The sequence below is a fragment of the Roseobacter sp. HKCCA2468 genome (assembly GCF_037805105.1).
GTDB lineage: Bacteria > Pseudomonadota > Alphaproteobacteria > Rhodobacterales > Rhodobacteraceae > M30B80.
Genome location: NZ_JBBLYN010000001.1, coordinates 484,090 through 506,198 on the forward strand (window position 1 = coordinate 484,090; position 22,109 = coordinate 506,198).

Annotated in this window: 18 protein-coding genes; 11 read left to right on the top strand and 7 right to left on the bottom strand. The window is 56.5% G+C overall.

Annotated elements, in window-relative coordinates; genetic code table 11:
- Positions 1–2: 2 nt before the first annotated feature.
- Positions 3–1,493: a SulP family inorganic anion transporter gene (locus tag AAC620_RS02500; RefSeq protein ID WP_340242664.1), complete on the bottom strand. Its 1,491-nt coding sequence runs from the start codon at positions 1,491–1,493 to the stop codon at positions 3–5.
- 190 nt (positions 1,494–1,683) lie between these two features.
- On the opposite strand from AAC620_RS02500, the gene AAC620_RS02505 reads away from it, so the two are divergent.
- Both AAC620_RS02505 and dusA read left to right on the top strand, forming a co-directional pair.
- Positions 1,684–2,232, top strand: coding sequence for a GNAT family N-acetyltransferase (locus tag AAC620_RS02505; protein WP_340242665.1), 549 nt, complete (start codon positions 1,684–1,686; stop codon positions 2,230–2,232).
- Positions 2,233–2,257: 25 nt separating this feature from the next.
- On the top strand, positions 2,258–3,250 hold the full coding sequence (dusA, locus tag AAC620_RS02510; RefSeq protein WP_340242666.1) for a tRNA dihydrouridine(20/20a) synthase DusA: 993 nt from the start codon (positions 2,258–2,260) through the stop codon (positions 3,248–3,250).
- On the opposite strand, the gene AAC620_RS02515 is transcribed toward dusA, so the two are convergent.
- Genes AAC620_RS02515 through ccmI form a run of 3 tightly spaced genes read right to left on the bottom strand, consistent with a single transcriptional unit; the run spans position 3,247 to position 5,227 of the window.
- Positions 3,247–3,477: a DUF1289 domain-containing protein gene (locus AAC620_RS02515; protein ID WP_340242667.1), complete on the bottom strand. Its 231-nt coding sequence runs from the start codon at positions 3,475–3,477 to the stop codon at positions 3,247–3,249. The genes dusA and AAC620_RS02515 overlap by 4 nt on opposite strands.
- 14 nt (positions 3,478–3,491) lie before the next feature.
- Complete coding sequence (gene ruvX, locus AAC620_RS02520) at positions 3,492–3,983, bottom strand: Holliday junction resolvase RuvX (protein WP_340242668.1); 492 nt, start codon at positions 3,981–3,983, stop codon at positions 3,492–3,494.
- The gene (gene ccmI, locus AAC620_RS02525) at positions 3,980–5,227 is read right to left on the bottom strand and encodes a c-type cytochrome biogenesis protein CcmI (protein WP_340242669.1); all 1,248 of its coding nucleotides are present in this window, start codon (positions 5,225–5,227) and stop codon (positions 3,980–3,982) included. The genes ruvX and ccmI overlap by 4 nt, the downstream gene beginning before the upstream one ends.
- Before the next feature lie 241 nt (positions 5,228–5,468).
- Here ccmI and AAC620_RS02530 point away from each other — a divergent pair, with 241 nt between their 5' ends.
- The 6 genes from AAC620_RS02530 to rarD all read left to right on the top strand — a co-directional run bounded on the left by AAC620_RS02530 (position 5,469) and on the right by rarD (position 12,351).
- Entirely contained in the window at positions 5,469–6,713 is a 1,245-nt protein-coding gene (locus tag AAC620_RS02530) for a sarcosine oxidase subunit beta family protein (protein WP_317654692.1), read from the top strand.
- Between the two features lie 43 nt (positions 6,714–6,756).
- Positions 6,757–7,077, top strand: a complete 321-nt coding sequence (locus AAC620_RS02535; RefSeq protein WP_340242670.1) for a sarcosine oxidase subunit delta — start codon at positions 6,757–6,759, stop codon at positions 7,075–7,077.
- Positions 7,074–10,076, top strand: a complete 3,003-nt coding sequence (locus AAC620_RS02540; protein ID WP_340242671.1) for a sarcosine oxidase subunit alpha family protein — start codon at positions 7,074–7,076, stop codon at positions 10,074–10,076. Before AAC620_RS02535 ends, AAC620_RS02540 begins: the two co-directional genes overlap by 4 nt.
- Positions 10,069–10,626, top strand: a complete 558-nt coding sequence (locus AAC620_RS02545) for a sarcosine oxidase subunit gamma (RefSeq protein ID WP_340242672.1) — start codon at positions 10,069–10,071, stop codon at positions 10,624–10,626. The genes AAC620_RS02540 and AAC620_RS02545 overlap by 8 nt, the downstream gene beginning before the upstream one ends.
- 81 nt (positions 10,627–10,707) lie before the next feature.
- Positions 10,708–11,310 (top strand): superoxide dismutase, encoded by a 603-nt coding sequence (locus AAC620_RS02550; RefSeq protein WP_340242673.1) that lies wholly within the window; start codon positions 10,708–10,710, stop codon positions 11,308–11,310.
- A gap of 168 nt (positions 11,311–11,478) precedes the next feature.
- Positions 11,479–12,351: an EamA family transporter RarD gene (gene rarD / locus AAC620_RS02555; protein WP_340242674.1), complete on the top strand. Its 873-nt coding sequence runs from the start codon at positions 11,479–11,481 to the stop codon at positions 12,349–12,351.
- On the opposite strand, the gene AAC620_RS02560 is transcribed toward rarD, so the two are convergent.
- Positions 12,336–12,890, bottom strand: a complete 555-nt coding sequence (locus tag AAC620_RS02560) for an LOG family protein (RefSeq protein ID WP_340242675.1) — start codon at positions 12,888–12,890, stop codon at positions 12,336–12,338. The genes rarD and AAC620_RS02560 overlap by 16 nt on opposite strands.
- Positions 12,891–13,100: 210 nt before the next feature.
- Here AAC620_RS02560 and AAC620_RS02565 point away from each other — a divergent pair, with 210 nt between their 5' ends.
- Together AAC620_RS02565 and AAC620_RS02570 are read left to right on the top strand one after the other, a co-directional pair.
- Complete coding sequence (locus tag AAC620_RS02565; RefSeq protein ID WP_340242676.1) at positions 13,101–14,315, top strand: LysM peptidoglycan-binding domain-containing protein; 1,215 nt, start codon at positions 13,101–13,103, stop codon at positions 14,313–14,315.
- Between the two features lie 157 nt (positions 14,316–14,472).
- Positions 14,473–16,248, top strand: a complete 1,776-nt coding sequence (locus AAC620_RS02570) for an ABCB family ABC transporter ATP-binding protein/permease (RefSeq protein WP_340243584.1) — start codon at positions 14,473–14,475, stop codon at positions 16,246–16,248.
- Between the two features lie 15 nt (positions 16,249–16,263).
- Here AAC620_RS02570 and AAC620_RS02575 read toward each other — a convergent pair whose 3' ends face one another.
- Positions 16,264–19,959, bottom strand: coding sequence for an efflux RND transporter permease subunit (locus tag AAC620_RS02575; protein ID WP_340242677.1), 3,696 nt, complete (start codon positions 19,957–19,959; stop codon positions 16,264–16,266).
- Positions 19,956–21,143: an efflux RND transporter periplasmic adaptor subunit gene (locus tag AAC620_RS02580; protein ID WP_340242678.1), complete on the bottom strand. Its 1,188-nt coding sequence runs from the start codon at positions 21,141–21,143 to the stop codon at positions 19,956–19,958. Before AAC620_RS02580 ends, AAC620_RS02575 begins: the two co-directional genes overlap by 4 nt.
- A 294-nt stretch (positions 21,144–21,437) precedes the next feature.
- On the opposite strand from AAC620_RS02580, the gene AAC620_RS02585 reads away from it, so the two are divergent.
- Positions 21,438–22,109: a hypothetical protein gene (locus AAC620_RS02585; protein ID WP_340242679.1), complete on the top strand. Its 672-nt coding sequence runs from the start codon at positions 21,438–21,440 to the stop codon at positions 22,107–22,109.

Sequence of the window (22,109 nt, forward strand, 5' to 3'; positions counted from 1 at the left end):
CCTTAATGGCCCGTCAGCGCATCCAAGGCGCCAGGTTTGTCATGAATGGCAAGTTTATCAACGATGGTCTCTGAGGCCTCGTTTAGGCCGATGACCTCAACCTCAGCACCCTCGCGGCGGAATTTCAAAATTGCCATATCCAAGGCGGCTACGGATGAAATATCCCAGATATGGGCATGGGTCAGATCAATGGTGACACGATCCAAGGCTTCGCGGAAATCAAAGGCCTTCATAAAATCTTCGGAGGAGGCAAAGAAAAGCTGGCCTTCAATCCGATAGTTGCGATGGCGTCCATCGGCGGTGATGCTCGATGTAACGCGAAAGAGCTGCGAGATTTTCCACGCAAAGAAAATGCCAGACAGAAGCACCCCAACCAAAACGCCAATCGCAAGGTTGTGCGTGTAAATCACAAAGAACACAGTCGCCAACATCACGATAGAGGAGGATTTGGGATGCTCGCGCAAATTGGTGATGGATGACCATGAAAATGTGCCAATCGACACCATGATCATAATCGCGACCAAGGCAGGCATCGGGATAATCGCCACGATATCGCCAAGCGAGACGCAGAGGATCAACAAGAAAATTCCCGCCACAAAGGTCGAAAGCCGTCCGCGCCCGCCTGATTTTACATTGATAATCGACTGCCCAATCATGGCGCAGCCCGCCATCCCGCCGATGAACCCGGTGGCAGAATTGGCCAGACCTTGGCCGATGCATTCTTGATTGCGATCTGACGCTGTGTCGGTCAGATCATCCACAATCTGCTGTGTCATTAAGCTTTCCAACAGGCCCACAACCGCAACGGCGAGTGAATACGGGAAAATGATCTGCAATGTTTCAAAAGTCAGCGGGATATCAGGGATCAAAAATACGGGCAGCGTGTCAGGCAAATGCCCCATATCGCCTACAGTGCGCACATCCCACCCCATCAAGACACATAGCGCCGTCAACACGATGATCGTGACAAGGGGTGATGGAACAGCCCGCGTCAGGCGCGGAAATAGATAGATGATCGCAAGCCCCGCCGCGACTAAGGGATAGGTCAAAATCGGCACATTGCGCGGGTCAAGTTCGGGCAATTGCGCCATGAAAATCAAGATGGCCAAGGCGTTCACAAAGCCTGTCATGACGGATTTTGAAACAAAGCGCATCACATAGCCAAGCCGTAAAAGACCCGCCATGATTTGCAAAAGACCCGCCAAAACAGTGGCCGCCAAGAGATATTGCAGCCCGTGATCGCGCACCAAAGTCACCATCAAAACGGCGGTGGCGGCGGTGGCCGCCGAAATCATGCCAGGCCGCCCGCCTGTGATTGCGCAAATCACAGCGATGGAGAAACTGGCATAAAGGCCTACTTTGGGGTCAACGCCCGCAATGATGGAAAAGGCGATTGCCTCAGGGATCAGGGCCAAGGCCACAACCAATCCTGACAAAAGATCGCCACGGATATTATGCGTCCATTCATGGCGGTAATGCGCGAGAGATATCATCAAATCTAGTCCCTTGCCGGCCTTGGAATGCCAAGGCGGGGTCATGTCCGATCAGCGTGATCAAGCGTTGATTTTGGCCGCGAGGGGCCAGTGCGGCCCCTATGCTGTTCGGGCGGGTTTTAGGGGGAAATGCCGAACTTGCCAAGCCCAGAGGGCAAAGTCGCATTTTGGCTTGAGTTCGTGATGGCCGATGCTAACTCTGCCAGACATGCAGTATCGCCGTGCCATAAATCCTGATCCCACCGCTTTTGCGGATGTGTTTTTGAAAAGCTTCACCGCCTCTGAAGGGGCGGAGGAGGGGGAATTTGTATCAGCACTCGCCGCTGACTTGATCAAAACCACCCCAAAAAATGACATCGCAGCCTTTTCCGCCCATGAGGGCGATCTGTGCGTGGGCGTGGTGATTTTCACGCGGCTCTATTTTCCGCAGACGAGTAGGATTGTGTTCTTGCTCTCGCCAATGGCGGTATTGCCAAACCATCAGGGGCAGGGCGTGGGGCAGGGGTTGATTGCCTACGCCCTGTCACAGTTGGTGGGCGATATCGTGGTCACATATGGTGACCCCGCGTTTTACGGAAAGACGGGGTTTGCGGCCATTGACCCTGTGGTTTTGCCCGCACCTTACCCGTTAAGCCAACCGCAAGGGTGGATTGCACAATCCTTGACAAAGGCCCCGATTTTACCGCTAGAAGGCCCCGCAACCTGCGCGCCTGCCTTGCAAAACCCCGCATATTGGTAGGCCCCACCACCAACGCGGTAATGATGTGACCCAGACCCTGACCCACAATGCCCGCCTCAGCGTGGCGCCCATGATGGATTGGACGGATCGGCATTGTCGTTATTTCCATCGTCTGATGTCGCGTCACGCTTTGCTTTATACCGAAATGGTGACCTCCGCCGCTTTGGTGAATGGGGAGGCTGCACGGCATTTGACCTATGATGCGGCTGAGCATCCCGTTGCGCTGCAATTGGGGGGCTCTGATCCTTCTGAATTGGCGCAGGCGGTGAAAATTGCTGCGCCCTATGGGTATGATGAGATCAATCTCAACGTGGGGTGCCCGTCTGATCGGGTGCAATCGGGCTGTTTTGGGGCGGTTTTGATGAAAACCCCACAGCTTGTCGCAGATTGCGTGCGGGCGATGCAGGACGCTGGGACTGTCGAGGTGACGGTGAAATGCCGCATCGGGGTTGATGATCAAAACCCCGCCGAGATTTTGCCCGCATTTTTGGAACAGATGGCAGAGGCAGGGGTCAGGCGTCTGACAATTCACGCACGCAAAGCGTGGCTTGAGGGGCTAAGCCCCAAGGAAAACCGCACCATCCCGCCGCTTGATTACGCCTTGGTGCGGCGCATGAAGGAAGAATTTCCAAACCTGCATCTATCGATCAATGGCGGTGTTGAGGATCTAGACGGGGTCGCATCCCACCTTAGGGATGGGCTTGATGGGGTGATGGTTGGGCGCGCGGCCTATCATAGCCCCTATGTGATCTTGGGCCACGCGGATACAGTGATTTTTGATGACCCGCGCACAGTGCTGTCGGCGCATGAGGTGGCCGAGGCGATGATCCCCTATGCCGAGCGCCATATCAGCCAAGGCGGGCGGTTGCATCATGTGACGCGTCATATTTTGGGGCTATTTTCGGGGCAGCCTGGCGCGCGCACATGGCGGCGCATGTTATCGACCGAGGCACAAACAGCCGATGCGAGCCCCAAGGTGATTGCGCGCGCGATGCAAATGATGCGTGAGCCTGCCTAATTCGGCACCCGTGCCGCGCGCCCGCCACGGCGCTTGCTCAAAAGATTTGCGCGGCTTGGCAGGGCCTTCATGATGTCCGCGCGTTCTTCGGGTGACTTGCGGCCCCATGTGCTGATTTCATCAATCGTGCGATAGCATCCTGTGCAAATCCGTTCGGTCGGATGAACAAGGCAGATTTTTATGCAAGGCGAAGCTATTTCTTCGCGCGACCAAACCTCATCCACCATTGCCTGCCCTGCCTCTATTCTGCGCTGCGGATGACCCGCATGCGATCCAGTGATCCTTGCAATATATAGCTTGCAGCGACCGCATCAATCACCTCGGCGCGACGTTTTCGGGACGTATCCGCCTCTAAAAGCGCCCTTTCGGCGGCCACAGTGGATAATCTTTCATCCCAAAACGCGGCGGGCAAATGCGACAGCCCCTCAAATCGGCCGATATTGCGCAAAAAAGCGCGGGTTGATTGGGCGCGGGGGCCTTCGCTGCCATCCATATTGCGGGGCAGGCCAAGGATGAGGCCGCGAATATCGCGTGCCGCCACCAGTTTCGCCAATTCGGCGGCGTCTTGGGTGAATTTCTCGCGCTTGATTGTGATCAACGGGGTTGCCACGCTTTGGAATAAATCGCTGATGGCAATGCCAATGGTTTTGGTGCCAAAATCCAAACCCAAAATCGCGGCAGGCGGCGCGGTGGCCGCTGCAAAGTCGTGAAGGTCGACAAAACCCTCGGTCATTGGGGCAGGCCTGCCTCAGCATTGTCCAACACTGCCGCAGCGCCGTCTTGGCCCGCAAAATTTGCGCGCGCCTCAGCCAGAATCGTGCGCGCTTCATCAAGGCGGCCCAAAACACCCAAGGCCGTAATCAGTTGTGCATATTCTTCAACAGTGCCACTCTCATTGGCCAAACGGGCCGATAAATTGCCAACCATGCCCTCAATCATTGCAGCGCGATCTTCGGCGCTCATTTGACCTGCGGCTTCCATTTGCGCGGCATCAGGGCCGCGAAGGGGGGCGTCTTCACGGCGGGGTTGAGGAAGGTCATCCACATTGATGGGATCACCGGCCAAAAAGGCCACTTCTTCAATCTGCAAGCGGATGGGTTCAAGCCATGGCGCATCAGGCGTGCTTTCGGCCAAAAGAGTGCGCCAGATTGTGTAGGCCAGATCTGGGCGGCCCCCTTGGGCATACATAAGGCCCATGTAATAGCGCGCGGTTCCATTGCGCGGCTCTTGCGCGATGGTGTCGGTCAACACGGCCTCAGCCTCGGGCGAAACATACCCGCCCGCCGCCAAAATCATCATTTCCGCCAGATTGGCCCTTGCGGCCACGCCCTCGGGGCTTTCTGGGGCAAGCAGGCCGACAAGCTGTTCTTGCGCGGCAACGGCAGCCTCGAAATTGCCAAGGCGCAACTCGTTTTCCGCCAAGAGGCGCCACCCCGTTGGGTCATCGCGCCGCTCTGTCATAATCGCGCGCAGACGTTCAACCAAGGCCTCAAGTTCTGGGTTTTCGGGGATGGCAGGGCGGGCCGACACCGAAGCCTCGGCCACAGCCTCGGCCTGTGAGGGGCGGGTGGCGCGATTTTCTTCGATCCGTTCAATGCGGGTTGCAATCGGCATATCTGGATAATTGGGCACCCCCAATTGCGCATAGACCAAAACCGCAAAAGCCAGCGTTGCGACCAAACCCACAGGGATCAGAACCTTACCATTGGCGAGGCCCGTTCCCGCCTCTTGGGCCGCTTGCAGGGCGCGATCTGCCTCAATCAGGCGGCGTGAAACTTCTGCGCGGGCGCGTTCTGCATCTTGCGGCGATAGCACGCCACGCGCTTCATCGCGCTCAAGTTCCTGCAATTGGTCGCGATAGACCTGCACATCATAGGCTTCGGTTGGGGTTGTCTCGGATACGCCGCGCAGAAAAGCACGCAGCAAAATCAAGATAGCTGCCACAGAAATTGCAGCAGTTGCGATCCAGAAAACCATCAAGCCTATTCTCCCGCGAAATGTCGTCTTGGCTCAGATGTAAGCCCTTGGCCCGCAGATCAAAAGGATAATCGTGACACAAAGCCGCGACCATCTTGCGCAGGCCCGCAAAGCGCGGCAAGAAATGCAGGAATTGCGTTTTGCATCTGGTCGTTTTTGCGCGCAAATATGCCGCCCGCAGTATCCTTTTGCGTCCCGAACAGGGCCAAACAGGGGCAAGTTTTCAGGAGTGTCTTTCGCCATGCGCCACTATTCTGTCTTTGCCATCGTCAAAGAGGCATTGGGATATCACCAAGGTTGGGAACGCGCGTGGCGCAACCCAACACCAAAGGCCCAGTATGACGCGATCATCATCGGCGCAGGCGGCCATGGTTTGGCCACGGCCTATTATTTGGGTAAGAATTTTGGCATCACCAATGTAGCGGTGATTGAAAAAGGCTGGCTTGGCGGCGGGAACACGGGGCGCAACACCACGATCATTCGCTCGAACTATCTCCAAGACCCATCTGCCGCGATCTATGAGAAATCGCGCAGTCTGTATGAAACCCTGAGCCAAGATTTGAATTATAACATCATGTTCAGCCCGCGCGGCGTGATCATGTTGGCGCAGACCGAGCATGAAAAGCGCGGCTATTTGCGCACGGCGCATGCAAATTCGCTGCAGGGCGTTGAGACACGCTTCATCACCCCGCGCGAGGTCAAAGAACTTTGCCCGATTATCCATCTTGAGGGGCCGCGTTATCCTGTTTTGGGCGGTCTGTGGCAGGCGCGCGGCGGCACGGCGCGCCACGATGCGGTGGCATGGGGCTATGCGCGGGCCTGTTCCGCGATGGGGATGGACATCATCCAACAATGCGAGGTCACAGCCATCCACCGCGAAAATGGCGCGGTCAGCGCGATTGAAACCACCAAGGGCCGCATTGGGTGCAATAAATTGGGCATCGTAGTGGCGGGTCATTCCAGCCATGTGGCCGATATGGCAGGCTTCCGTCTGCCCATTGAATCGGTCGCGCTTCAGGCGCTGGTGTCTGAACCTATTAAGCCCTGCATGGATGTGGTTGTTATGGCCAACACGGTGCATGGCTATATGAGCCAATCCGACAAAGGTGAAATGGTCATTGGCGGTGGTGCGGATGGCTATAACAACTACACGCAGCGCGGCTCTTTCCAGCATATCGAGGAGACGGTGCGCGCCTTGGTCGAGACATTCCCGATGATTTCGCGCCTTAAGATGCTGCGCCAATGGGGGGGGATTGTTGATATGACGGGGGATCGTTCCCCGATTATCTCGAAAACCCCTGTTGAGAATTGCTTTATCAACTGCGGTTGGGGCACGGGCGGGTTCAAGGCTATCCCCGGATCAGGTTGGGCGATGGCGGAACTTATGGCCAAAGGGCATTCACCTTTGGCCGATGAGTTTGGCCTAAACCGCTTCCGCGAGGGCCGCTTTATTGATGAAAGCGTGGCGGCGGGGGTGGCGCATTGATGCCTGCCTTGATGTTTAAGATTTACCAAAGCGAGGTTCAGCTATGCTGCTTTTGACCTGCCCTTATTGCGGTGTCTCCGCCGATGAGACTGAGCTTTCCCCTGGCGGTGAGGCGCATCTCAAACGCTTTGGCCCAGGATCTTCCGATGAGGATTTTGAAGGCTATTTGTTCATGCGGCACAACCAAAAGGGCATGCATTTTGAACGCTGGCGGCACACATATGGCTGTGGCAAATGGTTCTTGGCGGCGCGCTGCACCGCGACCCTAGAGGTGTTTGGAACCTATAGCGCACAAACGCCCGAACCCCCCAAAGAGATTATTGCAAAGATACAGGCAAAACGCCCTGATTGGAGCCTGACATGAGCCATCGTTTGCCTCAAGGCGGCCGTCTGATCGACAAGGCCCGCACGGTTTCTTTTGAATTTAACGGCCAAAAAATGCGCGGGCTTGCGGGGGATACGCTGGCCTCTGCGCTTTTGGCGGAAGACCAGATGTTAGTGGGCCGCTCGTTCAAATATCACCGCCCGCGCGGTATTGTGGCCTCGGGCGCGGAAGAACCAAACGCGCTTGTCGGTTTGGGCCGTGATGCGCGGTTTGAGCCAAACCAACGCGTGACCACCACCGAATTGTTCGAAGGACTTGAGGCGCAAAGTCAAAACCACTGGCCAAGCCTTGAGAACGATATCGGCGTGGTGAACAATTACCTCGCGCGGTTCTTGCCTGCGGGCTTTTATTACAAGACATTCATCCACCCGCGCCCGTTTTGGAAGCATGTGTTTGAACCCATCATCCGCCAATCAGCGGGTTTGGGCAAAGCCCCCAAAGATCGCGATGCAGATCGTTACGAGCATTTCTACGCCCATGTTGATCTTCTGATCATTGGCGGTGGGATTGCAGGGCTTCAGGCTGCGTTGGACGCAGGCAAGCAAGGCAAGCGGGTGCTTTTGGTTGAACAAACCGCCCATTGGGGTGGCCGCGCGCCTGTCGATGGGATCGAATTGGGCGGTAAATCTGCGGATGAATGGATCACCGCAACATTGGCGGCCCTTGGCAAGATGAAGAATGTCACCTTGCGCGCCCGCACTATGGGGGCAGGGGTCTATGATCACGGTTATGCCTTGGCCTATGAGCGCGTGACGGATCACGCGCCGAACGTTGATGCCCCCCGTCATCGGTTGTGGCGTATTCGCGCCGCACGCATCATCACCGCGACAGGTGCAATCGAGCGCCCGCTGTCTTTTGCAGGCAATGATATTCCGGGCGTGATGTTGGCGAGCGCCTTGCGCGATTACATCGTGAATTACGGCGTGGCCGCGGGCAAGCGTATCGTGATTGCCACCAATAATGATGATGGCTATCGCAGTGCTTTGGTCGCCAAAGAGGCGGGTCTTGAGGTTGCAGCCGTTATCGACCCACGTCCCTCTGCGACAGGCGATTTGATTGAAGCCACCCGTTCTGCGGGGATTTCGGTCAAGCAGGGGATGGCGATTGCAGAGGCGCAAGGGGGCAAGCGTGTCACGGGCGTGAAAATCTGCGCGCAAGACAGCGATGGCAGCACGGGCGAGGTCATCGCCTGTGATGCGGTCGGCATGTCGGGCGGATGGTCGCCTGTGGTGCATCTGTGGTCACATTGCGGTGGCAAGCTGATTTGGGATGAGGCACAGGCCTGTTTCCGCCCCGATCCAACGCGCCCGCCGCTCAGCCATGACGGCGAAGGGTTTGTTTTCGTGGCAGGGGCGGCAGACGGGCATTCCACCGCAGCTGCGTCTTTGAAATCGGCGCAGGCGGCTGTTGCGGCCGCCACGGGCCAAGCAGTGAAATCGCGCCTGCCCAAAGTGGTCGAGCCTGAATTGGGGGCCTTGGCCCCGATTTGGATCATGCCCGCCCGCGCACCTATTCAGAAACGCGCAAAAATGTGGTTGGATTTCCAAAACGATGTGAAAGTGTCTGACGTTCAGTTGGCCGCGCGCGAGGGTTATGAAAGCGTTGAGCATACCAAACGCTACACCACTTTGGGTATGGCAACCGATCAAGGAAAACTTAGCAATATCAATGGCCTTGCGGTGCTTGCTGATGCACTTCAGGCGCAAATCCCTGCTGTGGGAACCACCACCTTCCGCCCACCCTATACGCCCATTTCCATGGGGGCCATCGCAGGCGAGGCGCGTGGTGCGGTGTTCCAACCGCTGCGCCGCACCCCGATCTTTGACTGGCACGTTGAACATGGCGCCGATTTTGAGCCCGTTGGTCAATGGCGGCGCCCCTATTGCTATCCACGGGCGGGCGAAGATCGCCACGCTGCCGTGACCCGCGAGATCAATGCCACCCGCGGCTCGCTTGGTCTGCTTGATGCATCGACCTTGGGCAAGATCATCGTCAAAGGGCCTGATGCGGGGCGGTTTATGGATATGCTCTACACCAATATGATGAGCACCCTGAAACCGGGTCGCTGCCGTTATGGTCTTATGTGCAATGAGAACGGCTTTTTGATGGATGATGGCGTTGTGGCGCGTCTCGATGAAGAGACGTTCCTCGTGCATACCACCACAGGCGGGGCTGATCACATCCACACCCATATGGAAGATTGGCTGCAATGCGAATGGTGGGACTTTAAGGTATACACCGCCAATGTGACCGAAAGATGGGCACAGGTGGCCGTGGTTGGCCCCAATGCGCGCAAGCTGTTGGAAAAGCTCGGCTCCGACACGGATTTGTCTGCAGAAGCACTGCCCTTTATGGCGTGGACAGATGCGAAAATCGGCGGGTTTGAGGCGCGGGTGTTCCGCATTTCCTTCTCGGGTGAGCTATCCTTTGAAATCGCTGTTCCTGCAAGTCAGGGATTGGAATTCTGGAAAAGCCTGATTGAGGCGGGCGCAGAATGGAACATCACCCCCTATGGCACCGAAGGGCTGCACGTCATGCGGGCGGAAAAGGGCTTCATCATGATCGGGGATGAAACCGATGGCACGGTCATCCCACAGGATTTGGGCCTTGATTGGGCGATTTCCAAAAAGAAAGAGGATTATTTGGGCAAACGCGCACAGTCGCGGAGTTTCATGGATAATCCTGATCGGTGGAAATTGGTCGGTCTTGAGACGCTGGATGGTGGGGTTCTGCCAGATGGTGCCTATGTGATCCGCGCAGGCAAAAACGCCAATGGTCAGAACAATGTCCAAGGGCGGGTGACATCGACCTATTATTCACCAACCCTGAAACGCGGGATCGCAATGGCGCTGATCCATAATGGCCCTGATCGCATGGGCGAAGTGGTGAATCTCACCGATGGTAAGGGTGGTCAGATCAAGGCACGGATTTGTTCGACCATCTTCTTTGATCCCGAGGGGGAGAAGCAAAATGTCTGATCTCAGCACCCTAACACCTTATGTCAGCGTCAACGAACTGCCGCTGCAAGGGATGATCACCTTGCGCGCAGATCTGTCTCAGAAAACAGTGGCGACAGCGGTCAAGGCCATCACAGGCCTTGCCATGCCCGCCCCGCGCGCAATCCTTGAGAAGGGCGCATATGGGGTCGCATGGATGTCACATGACGAGGTGATGATCCTTTGCCCCTATGCGGAATGCGCGGCGCATGTCGCCACCTTGGACAAGAAATTGGCCAAGCTGCATCATCTGGCGTTGGATATGTCCGATGCGCGCGCGGTGTTTGAGATCACCGCACCCACAGCGGGCGCATTGCGCGATTGTTTGGCCAAATTGATGCCCGCAGATTTTCATCCCGACAGTTTTGGGGTCGGTGAATTGCGCCGCAGTCGCGTGGCACAGGCCGCTGCCGCAGTTTGGCTAACCGATCCAAAAACAGCGCGGCTTTTTGCGTTTCGTTCGGTCAAGCAATATGTCCATGACCTGCTGCGCGTCTCTGGCGCAAAAGGCGGCGAGGTGGGGTATTTCTGATCTGCTCCCCCTTGACCTTTGGGGGCGATGCCCTCCATCTGTGGTCTAGAAATTGAAACCGCGAGACGAGGGGATAAACCCATGGCTTTTACACTTCCTGACCTGCCCTATGCCCATGATGCGCTTGCCGCAAAGGGGATGTCGGCCGAGACATTGGAATTCCACCACGACCTGCACCACAAGGCCTATGTCGATAATGGCAATAAGCTGATTGCAGGCACCGAATGGGAAGGCAAATCTGTTGAAGAAATCATCACAGGCACCTATCAGGCAGGCGCTGTGGCCCAAAACGGCATCTTCAACAATGCAAGCCAGCATTGGAACCATGTGCAGTTCTGGGAAATGATGGGGCCAGGGTCATCGGCCATGCCATCGGAATTGGAAAAGGCACTGGTTGACAGCTTTGGTTCGGTTGATCAGTTCAAGGCTGATTTCGCCGCCGCAGGCGTGGGTCAGTTTGGCTCTGGCTGGTGCTGGTTGGTGCAGGACAAAGACGGCAGCCTCAAGGTCACCAAGACCGAAAACGGCGTGAACCCGCTCTGCTTTGGTCAAACAGCCCTGTTGGGCTGCGATGTGTGGGAACATTCCTATTACATCGACTACCGCAACAAGCGCCCTGCCTATTTGGACAATTTCCTGAACAACCTCGTGAATTGGGAAAACGTGGCTTCGCGGATGAAGTGAGGCGGTTCACGGCCTAGATTGAAACAGAACCCCTCGCGAAAGCGGGGGGTTTTTCTTTTCCTTTTGGATTTAATGCGAAGGGGGAAATCTATCGCAAGGCCCTCCTTGACCTCCCCCAAAATCCCCCCTCACATACGGACTTAACCACAGAACCGAAGGCGATGCTTCATGACAGAGGACACCAAAGGCGTTTTGGCGATGGTGGGGGCCTGTGTGATTTGGGGCTTCTCCGCGCTTTACTATAAATTATTGGCCGATATCCCGCCGTTGGAGGTTTTGGCGCATCGCACCTTGTGGTCGGTCTTTGTCTTTATCGGCGTGCTTGCGCTGCAATCGCGACTGGGTGAATTGCGCCGCGCCTTGTCGGGCGGGCGGTCGTTTTTATTGATCGGGGCTGCGGCCTTGATGATTTCAACAAATTGGTTTTTCTTCATTTTTTCCATCCAAACAGGCCATTTGATGCAAAGCTCGCTTGGCTATTACATCTTCCCTTTGGTGGCTGTGGCGCTTGGTGCGCTTGTGTTGAAAGAGCGCCTTTCGCGGTCAAAAAAAATCGCCGTTCTTTTGGCGGCCATTGCGGTTGTGCAATTGACCCTCGGTCTTGGGGTGGCGCCGTGGATTTCGCTGATCTTGGCCCTCACATTCGGCCTTTACGGTCTGATCAAACGCTATGTCGCGGCGGGGCCGGTTGTATCGGTCACGGCTGAGGTGTTTTTGCTGATGCCAATCGCGCTTGCCTATCTCGTTTGGTTGGGGCGGGCTGAGGGTGTCTTTGGCGCTGATCTGATCCAATCGGGGGTGCTGATCTTGTCTGGCCCTTTGACCGCGGCACCTTTGATCTTGTTCTCCTACGCGTCAAAGCGTGCGGCCCTCTCAACGATTGGTCTGGTGCAATATCTGAACCCCACGCTGCAATTCACGATTGCCGTGGTCATTTTTGGTGAGGTTCTCACCCTGTGGCACGCGATTGCCTTTGCGCTGATTTGGGCAGGGCTTGCGATCTATTCGGTGGGGGCCATGCGCCCTCAGGCCGCGCGATAGGCATTAAGCCGCGCCAAGATATCAGCAGGCGTATCTGCCGTTTCCACAAAGTCCAACAGGCTCGCATCGGCAAAGCCATCTGTGACCACATGGTGCAAAAGATCGGTCAGCCTGTCCCAATAGCCCGCGGTGTTCATGAGGATAATCGGCTTATCATGCAGGCCCAATTGCCGCCATGTGAGCACTTCAAAAAATTCGTCCAAGCTGCCAGCGCCGCCTGGCATCATCACGACCGCATCGCAATTCATGAACATGACCTTTTTGCGCTCATGCATGGTTTCGGTGATGACAAAACGCGTCAGGTCGCGTTTGCCGACCTCGCGCGCCATCAGATGGGTTGGGATGACCCCGAATGTCTCACCCCCTGCCTCTTGCGCGGCGCGGGCGATATGCCCCATCAGCCCAACATCACCCGCCCCGTAAACAAGGCGCATTCCCGCCGTTGCAATTGCAAGGCCTAAGTCACGCGCGGCCTTTGCATAAAGGGGATTTGCCCCGTCCCGCGCGCCACAAAAGACACAAACTGAGAAATCGCGCATCGGGCCTATCCTTTGGTTTTTGCATATTGGGTTGGTTCTGTGATAGCCGCCTTCGGCAAAGGGCTCAACTGTTGCGGCGATGTCAGTGTGACACAGTTTTGTGACAGATAGGTTTCGCAACATCTTGCGGATGGTGCCAAGCGTGGTGCAATATCTGCGCAAGCCCTTGGGTTTGGGGATAAATCTATACGCCCGCAAAGCGGTGCGATCATGAAGGTAGAAAATATGGCAAACGGGTCAAAAATGGCGGGCGGCTTGTCGGGGGTTGGGATGGGCATTATTGCCCTTGCCATCGCCGCTTTGGGTTTTTTGGGCTGGCAAGTGGTAAACGAAGACCGCGCTGGTGAAGAGGTCGTAGCAGAGGCACCCGCTGTGGCAGATGACGCCACAAGCAGCACAGAAGCGCCAGAGCCCGCAGAAGAAGCGGCTGCGGAAGAGGCCAGTTCAGAGGCCACCGAGGAAACCGCCGCCACGGAAGAAACTGCAAGCGTAGAAACTGCAAGCGAAGAAACCGTTGCGCCCGAGACATCTTCGGCTGCGCAAGTTGCGGCTGATGTCGCTGAGGCCGTGGTGACGACCACGCCTGTTTTGGATGTTATCCGTGTCTCGCCCGATGGCATGACCGTGATCGCCGGCAGCGCGATGCCAAATGCCGAGATTTATCTCTTGCTCGATGGGGTTGATAACGCAGATGCCAGTGCGGACCGTGCGGGCAATTTCGTGCTTTTGTCCAAACTTGCCCCTTCGGACAGTCCGCGTCTTTTGTCGGTCGAAGCGACCGATGAGACAGGTGCGCGGGTGGCTGCAGCACAAACCTTGGTCGTGGCGCCGATTGCCGCGCCTGTGACTGTTGCAGAGGCCACAGACGAGGCGGAAACAGTCACCCAAAGCACCACAACGCCCATCGTTTTGCAATCAGACGGGCAGGGCGTTTCCCTGGTGCAAGGTGGCAGCACTGATGGCGTGGCCCTCAGCATTGACACGGTCAGCTATTCTAGTGCGGGGGATGTTCAAATTGCGGGGCGTGCCGATAGCGGCGCTGCTTTGCGGGTTTACCTCAACAACGCGCTTGTGGCTGAGGTGACAGGCGGTGACGATGGCACATGGCGCGCCGATGTCGCCAACGTTGCCGCAGGGGCCTATGATCTGCGCGTGGATCAACTGGCCGCGGATGGCACAGTCATCGCGCGGTCTGAAACCCGCTTTATCCGCGAGGCTGCGGCTGAGATTGCGGATGCTGCAGGTGGCGCGCAAAACGCCATTCGTGTGGTAACGGTTGAACGCGGCTTTACGCTTTGGGGAATTGCCGAAAATATCTTGGGGTCTGGCTTTGACTATGTTCAGATTTTCAATGCCAACCGCGACCAAATTCGGGATCCTGATCTGATTTATCCGGGTCAGGTCTTCACCATCCCTGCGCAATAGGTCGCGGGGGCAGGGGCGGGATCGCTCAAGCGGGGCTCTGGTCATCAGCGCCCCGCTTCTTTACGTTTAGGTCACCTGACCAAATCCGAGTCTCCAGATAATGACCGCACCACATACAAACGCGCCAGCAATTGATCCTGAAAGTCGCGCCTCTAGCATGATCACCTTGCGCAAGGTGGGGCCCTATCTCTGGCCCAAAGAGATGCCATGGGTGAAATATCGGGTTGTCTTTGCCCTTGCCGCCTTGGTGGTTGCCAAATTGGTCGCGGTTGCGGGGCCTTTTGCCTATAAGGCCGCTGTGGACGCGCTTGGGGGAGACGCGCCAAGCCCCGCTTGGGCCCTTGGCCTTGGGGCGGTTGGCCTGACTATCGCCTATGGGGTCGCGCGGGCGGGAAATGTCGGCTTTCAGCAATTGCGCGATGTGATTTTTGCCCGTGTTGGGCAGCGCGCCTTGCGCATGATTGCGATTGAAACCTTCCGCCATATCCACGCCCTATCAATGCGGTTTCACATCACGCGGCGAACAGGCGGGCTAAGTCGCATCATCGAGCGTGGGGTCAAAGGCGTAGATTTTCTTTTGCGGTTTTTGCTGTTCTCAATCGGGCCGCTGATCCTTGAATTGCTGCTAACGGGGATCATCCTCGCCACGGTGTTCGACATCAGCTATTTGGCGGTTCTGATTGTCACGATTGCCCTCTATGTTTGGTTCACCTTTAAGGTGACAGAATGGCGCGTGAAAATTCGCCGTCAAATGAATGATCAGGACACCGATGCCAATCAAAAGGCGGTCGATAGTCTTTTGAATTTTGAAACCGTCAAATATTTCAACGCCGAAGAGCGTGAGGCACAACGCTATGATCGCGCGATGGCGGGCTATGAAGAGGCGGCGATCAAGACCAATTACTCGCTCGGGTTTCTAAACTTCGGCCAATCATTGATCATCACCACGGGTCTTGTGATTGTGATGATCATGGCGGCTTTGGGGGTTGAGCGGGGCGATTTGACTGTGGGTGATTTCGTCATGGTCAACGCGTTTATGATTCAAATCACCATGCCATTGAATTTCTTGGGCACAGTCTATCGCGAAATTCGACAGGCTTTGGTTGATATGGGCGAATTATTCACGTTGCTTGAGCAGCCCGCCGATGTGCATGATGCCGCTGATGCGCAAGAGCTGAAGGTCAGCCATGGCAAGGTGGAATTCCGCGCCATTGATTTTTCCTATGAAAGCACGCGCGCGATTTTGCACGGGGTGGATTTCACCCTAGAGGCGGGTCAAAGCGTGGCACTGGTTGGGCCGTCTGGGTCGGGAAAATCCACCATTGGGCGCTTATTGTTCCGCTTTTACGATCCCCAAAAAGGCCAGATTGTGATTGACGGGCAAGATGTCGCCAAGGTGACGCAAAGCTCGCTGCATGATGCCATTGGCGTGGTGCCGCAAGACACGGTTTTGTTCAATGATACGATTTTCTACAACATCGCCTATGGCCGGCCCGATGCCACCCGTGCTGAGGTTGAGGCCGCCGCAAAATCCGCGAAAATCCATGATTTCATCGAAAGCCTGCCCGAAGGCTATGAGACAATCGTGGGGGAGCGGGGGTTAAAGCTCTCTGGGGGTGAAAAGCAGCGCGTGGGAATTGCGCGCACCTTGTTGAAAGATCCCCCCATTCTTTTGCTCGATGAGGCGACATCGGCGCTTGATACGGAAACCGAGCGTGAGATTCAGGGCCAATTGCGCGCGCTTGGTCAAGGGCGCAGCGTGATCATGATTGCGCATCGCCTGTCGACTGTGGTGGATGCGGATTTGATCATGGTGCTTGAAAAAGGCGTTGTTGTGGAACGGGGTCGTCACGAAGATCTGGTTGCCGCAGGTGGCCGTTACGCGGCCATGTGGGCGCGTCAGATGAGTGAGCAGGAACGCGCGCCCCAATAAGGGGCGCGATTGTCTTTACTGTGCGGCGTGAACAGTCGGGCCTGCAGGTTTTGTTTTTTGATCTTCGGCCGTCTCATCCTCCCACAAGATGAGGGGGTTTGCCGTTTCCAATGCCGCGCGCGCCAAAGCGTAATCTTGGGTGCGCTGTGACAAGCGCGCCGCGCCAATGCGCGCCAAGGTCTGCGCAATCCAGCCTAAGATTTCATTCCACCAGACCCGCACCGCCAAAAGCGATGGCGTGAAGACCAAGGTCAGAACTGTGGCAATGCCCAATCCAAAGACCACTGCCGTGGCGAGGTTTTTCCACCACAGGGCAGTCGGGCTATCAATGGTGTAACCGCCATTTGCAAAATCAAGGCTGATGCCAAACATCATCGGCGCAAGCCCCGCCATCGTGGTGATGGTGGTCAAAAGAACAGGGCGAATGCGCGCCTCGACTGTGCGGATGATCGCCTCAATCGGGGCCAGATAGCGGCTATATTCTTGATAGGTGTCAATCAGCACAATGTTATTGTTCACCACAATCCCCGCCAAGGCGACAATGCCCGTGCCCGTCATGATGATCGAAAAACTTTGCCCCATGGTCAAAAGCCCGATCAATACCCCTGCGGTCGACAAGACAACCGCCAGAAGCACCAGAACCGAATTGTAAAATGAATTGAACTGCGCCAGCAGGATGATGAACATCAAGCCCAATGAGGCTGCAAAGGCCTGAGATAAGAAGGCCTGACTTTCGGCTTGCTCGGCTTGGTCGCCGCCCCATTGCCAATTCACGCCATCGGGCAAAATCGTGCCTGTTTCTAATGCGGCGGTGATATGGGCAATCCGTTCATTGGCCGTGATAGGCGTCAGGGTAACATCGCCGCTTAATGCATCGTCAAACTCGGCGCGGCTCACGCCTTCGGCCAAGGAATGAAGCACATAGTCGCGCCCATCTATGCTGAATTCAGCGGGCCTGTTGGCGTGTTCAGGCGCCGCATTGCGCAGCAATCCCAAGTCACGATCCCCGATCGTCACCCGCACAAGGCCCGAGATAACATCGGCCTTCACTTGAAAGATGCGCGATTGATCAAGGCGTTTGATCTCGGCCAAACGGCGCACCGGTTCCCATCTGACGAAATTTGATAGCGGCACCAATCCATCTGCGGTGCGCACGCGCAAGGTGTCTAGGGTCGACAAGACACGGGCATCTTCTGGAAAACGCACGCGAATTTCTATCTCATCATCCGATGTCGGCACGCGCATCCGATCAAGCAAAATCCCGCGCGTGACCAATTGCACCATAGCGCCCACAGTGGCCACATTCGCGCCATAGCGGCCTGCGGCCTCGACATCGACATTGATCTGCCAATCAATCCCCGGCAGGGGCAGGGTATCTTCGATGAGGGTCAGCCCCTCGAGGCTCTCGAAATAGGCATGAACGTCTGCCGTAGCTTGCTGAAGCTGCACCCAATCATCGCCTGTTAGTTCGAGATCAATCGGCTTACCATTGGCAGGGCCATTGGCCTGCTCGAATATCTCGGTATGGATGCCAGGAATGGTGTCCAACTCCGCTTGGATCGCATCAAGAATGATATTGCCATCGGCCCGCGTGCCCCAAGGGGCGAGGTCGATTTGAACCTGACCGATTGTGTCCTCAGGCGCGCTTGCGCCGCCTGTGTTATTGTTCAATCCGCCATCACCCGAAAAGGCAAAGACATCGCGCACGCCCTCGAACCCAAGCACCCGCGCCTCGACCTGTGCGACCAAAGCGTCTTTTTCTTCGACCGACAGATTGCCGCGCGCGCGCACATAGACAATCGCGTTTTCAGGCTCGGTCTCCACGAAGAAATCCACGCCGTTATTGTTGGCCCCGTAATAGCTGAAGGTCACGACAACAAAGCCCAAAACCGCGGCAATGGTCAAAACGGGGGCAAACGGGTTGCCCACCAAACGCTCGATCAGCAGGCCCAATCTTGTGCGCTTATATCCGCCCTCAACCCGTTCCACCACGCGCGGGCGGATCAATGTGCCCATGACAACCGACATGGCCAAACCTGTAACCGAAAAAGCCAAAACGCCCGGCAGGATCGCAAGAAGGGCAGGGGTGTCTGGCCCTGCGCCACCGCCGCGCATAACCATCAAGGCGGATTGAAACAGGGCAAACCCCACCACAACCGCAAGAGCGATGCGAATGGCGCGACTTGGCACAAGGCGCATCAACAGCACACCAAAGCGATCCGCGCTGCGCGACAGACGGGCGGCAACGCCCCCCATCACGGGCAGATAGACCAGCGCCACAATCAGAGAGGCGGAGAGAACAAAGATCAACGTGACGGGGAGCATCCCCATAAATTCACCCGGAACCCCAGGCCAGAATAGCATCGGCAGAAAGGCGCAAAGCGTGGTCGCAGTCGAAGATATAACGGGCCAGAACATCCGCTTTGCGGCATCAGTATAGGCCTGCATGGGGCGCGCGCCCTCCGCAAGGCGTTTGTCGGCATATTCGACCACAACAATCGCGCCATCAACGAGCATCCCAACGGCCAAGATCAGGCCGAACATCACGATATTTGAAACCGCGATGCCCATGATGCCCAAAAAGATAAAACACAATAAGAATGAGGTGGGGATGGCAAAGCCCACAAGAAGCGCCGATCTTGTGCCAAGCGTGGCCAGAACAACGATCATCACAAGCGCGATTGCAGTCAAAACCGACCCTTCAAGCTGTGCCACCATCGAGGCCACGGTTTTGGATTGATCCAAGGAGGTGGTGATATGAACGGCGGCGCGTAATTCTTCGGGCCATTCCGCCTCGAAGGCGGCCACTTCTTGGCGCACCAATTCGGCGGTGTCGATAATGTTAAACCCTTGGCGTTTGACGACCTGAAGCGCAATGGTGGGATTGCCGTTAAAGCGCGCAGCGCCCGTGCGATCCTCATAGGTGAGGCGAATTTGCGCCAAATCCCCTAAGGTCACAACGCGGTCACCATTTACCTTGACGGGCAAATCATAAACGTCCTGCGGGCTTTCAAACGAGGATGGAATGCGCACCGACAAGGCACCCGTTGGGGTGTCGACCACGCCCGCCGCGATCAATTGGTTGTTGTTCACAACTGCCGAAATCAATTCCTGCGCCGTGACATTATAGGCCTCAAGCGAGAGCGGGTCGATCAAGACCTCCAACATCTCATCACGCGCGCCCGCAATCCCCGCCTCCAAAATAGGCGACAACCCCTCAAGCCGTGTTTGTAAATCCTGCGCAAGGCGGATCAATGTGCGCTCGGGCGCGTTGCCAGACAGCGCCACGATGATGATTGGAAACTCCGAAAAATTGATTTCATTGATTGAATAGTTCTCCGCCCCTTGCGGGAATTGCGTCTCGGCGCGGTTCATGGCATCGCGCACATCGGCAATGGTTGCGGATTTATCCCAGCCAAATTCAAACTCGATAAAGATTCCCGCATACCCTTCGGCGGCGGTGGAGTTGATGGATTTCAATCCATCGAGATCTTGAAACTCGGCCTCCATCGGACGCACCAATTGGCGCTCGCTATCTTCGGCGGAAATGCCGGGGAAGGGGACAGAAACAAACAAACCTGGAATATCAATGTCAGGTTCACCCTCTTTGGGCAGGCCGACATAGGCGGCCGCACCAACCGTCAGCGACAAAACGATAAAGGCCACGACCATCCGCGCACGGGCGGCGGCCCAATCGATGATCCCGGTCATTGTGCCCCTCCAAGCGCGGATCGCGCTGCATCAATCGTGGCATTTTGGCCTGTGGGGATGTCATGGATCGAGACAGGCACGACCTGCCTCCCGTTTGAGACAAATTCCTGCCCTACGATGATGATGTCGACCTGGTCAGGCAGTCCTGTGACCAAGGCCCCATCAGGCGTGTCGCGCAGGAGGGTGACGGGGTAAAATGCAACAAGATTATCTTCGGCCACAACGCGCAGCCCCAAATCACCCTGATCATCCAAAGTCAGCGCAGAACTTGGCACCAAATGGGCGGCTGTCCCTTCGGTGGCGATGGCGATATCGGCACTTTGGCCATCCCCAATGCTGAGATCGGGGTTTTCTGCCTCAATCTCAACGCGGAAGGTGCGGGTTTGCGGATCAGCGGAACGCGCAACAAATCGCACAATCCCGTCCACCTCACGCCCATTCACCAGCCGCGTGGTCGCTGTTTGGCCGATGCTGATGCGCGCCAATTCAGCCTCGGGCAGGAACCCAACGAATTTGATGGGATCAAGATCAATCACCGTGGCGCATAATGCGCCTGGCTGCATCAATGTGCCCAGTTCCGCGGTGTCGCTTTCCAATAGACCGTTGAAGGGGGCGCGAATTTCTACGCGGGCCAATTCTTCGGCGGCGCGATCAATGGCCGCCTCAGCCGAGCGCAAGGCGGCCTCTGCACTGCTGAGGCTGGCTGAGGCGCTGGCCGCGCGTGTTTCAGAGGCAAAACCGCTCTCATTCAGGCGGGTTGCGGCATTGGCGTCAATTTGCGCGGCTGCAAGTTGCGCCTCTGCGGTGCTGCGCGCGGCCTCAGCCTCGGCTAGGGCGGCAGCGCGGGTGCCTTCATCGATTTGGCAAAGAATATCGCCTGCCGTCACGGATTGGCCCGCCTTGATCGGGTCTGAAATAATCCGACCCGAGGTTTCTGCGCGAATCTCAACAAAACGCGCAGCTTCGGATCGCCCGCGCAGGCGCACGGCATCGGAAATCACCTCAGCACGGCTTGGCAAAATCACCACGCGCATCGCATCCCCAAATGTGCCGCTGTCCATTTGCGCGGCCTCAGCCGCGGCAGGGCTTTCACTGTCGCGCCCCATCAAGGCATCGCGCTGAAAAATCAGCACATAAAGCGCCGCGCAGACCAAAAGGGCCGTGATGACTGGAAAAATGCGCATTAAATAACCTCTTTTCGGGGCGGATATATGATCTGATAACGCCCGCTGATCTTTTGTGTTCTGCGTTTGGTTGGGTAACGCTTTGTGACTCATACGAGTGAACTGTTGCGTTTAGATTAGTCTTTTATACCTACGTCCGCAAGAATGAACGGAATGGTTTAGTTTTTATTTTGTGACAGAATTTGACCATCTGTTGCGAATACACCGTTTGGGTGCGGTTGCACTTGGCAAAGCTCTGTGCTTCGCGTTAAGTGAGGCACGTGGGTTTTGATTTCAAAGAGAGAACGGCACAGCATGAGCCAAAGCGACAGTTTCATTGATGAAGTCACCGAAGAATTGCGCCGCGATCAGCTGTTTCGCGCGTTTAAAAGGTGGGGCTGGATTGGCGTTTTGGCTGTTGTCGCATTGGTCGGGGCCGCGACCTATCGCGAGATCAGCACAAATCGCGACCTTGCGGCAGCGCGTGATTTTGGGGATGCGGTGATTGCCGCCCTTGATCTGCCCGATGCAGAGGCTCGCGCTGCGGCCCTCGCTGAGATCACCCCAAGCCGCAGCAATCAAGAGGTTCTGCTGGCTTTCATTCGTGCCTCAGACCTCAGCGAAAGCGACCCGGTGGCCGCTGCAGCGGCGTTGCGCGCGATTGCAGATGCACCCGATCTCTTGCCACGTTATCGCGATCTGGCCCTGTTACGCGCCCATATCCTTGCCCCCTTGGAGGATCAGGGATTGGTCGATGCAACATTGGCGCGTTTGGCTGAGGATGGTGCGCCTTTCGCAGGCATCGCGCGTGAAATGCAGGCGCTGGAACTCTTGAAGGCGGGCGATAAAGAGGGGGCGATTGAAGCACTTGAGGCCTTGTCTGAACAATCGGTTGTGACCCTGTCACAGCGTCAGCGGATCAGCGCCTTGATTTTCGCGCTGCAAAGTGGCGCTACGATCACGGGCCAAAGCGCGTCATCTGAATAA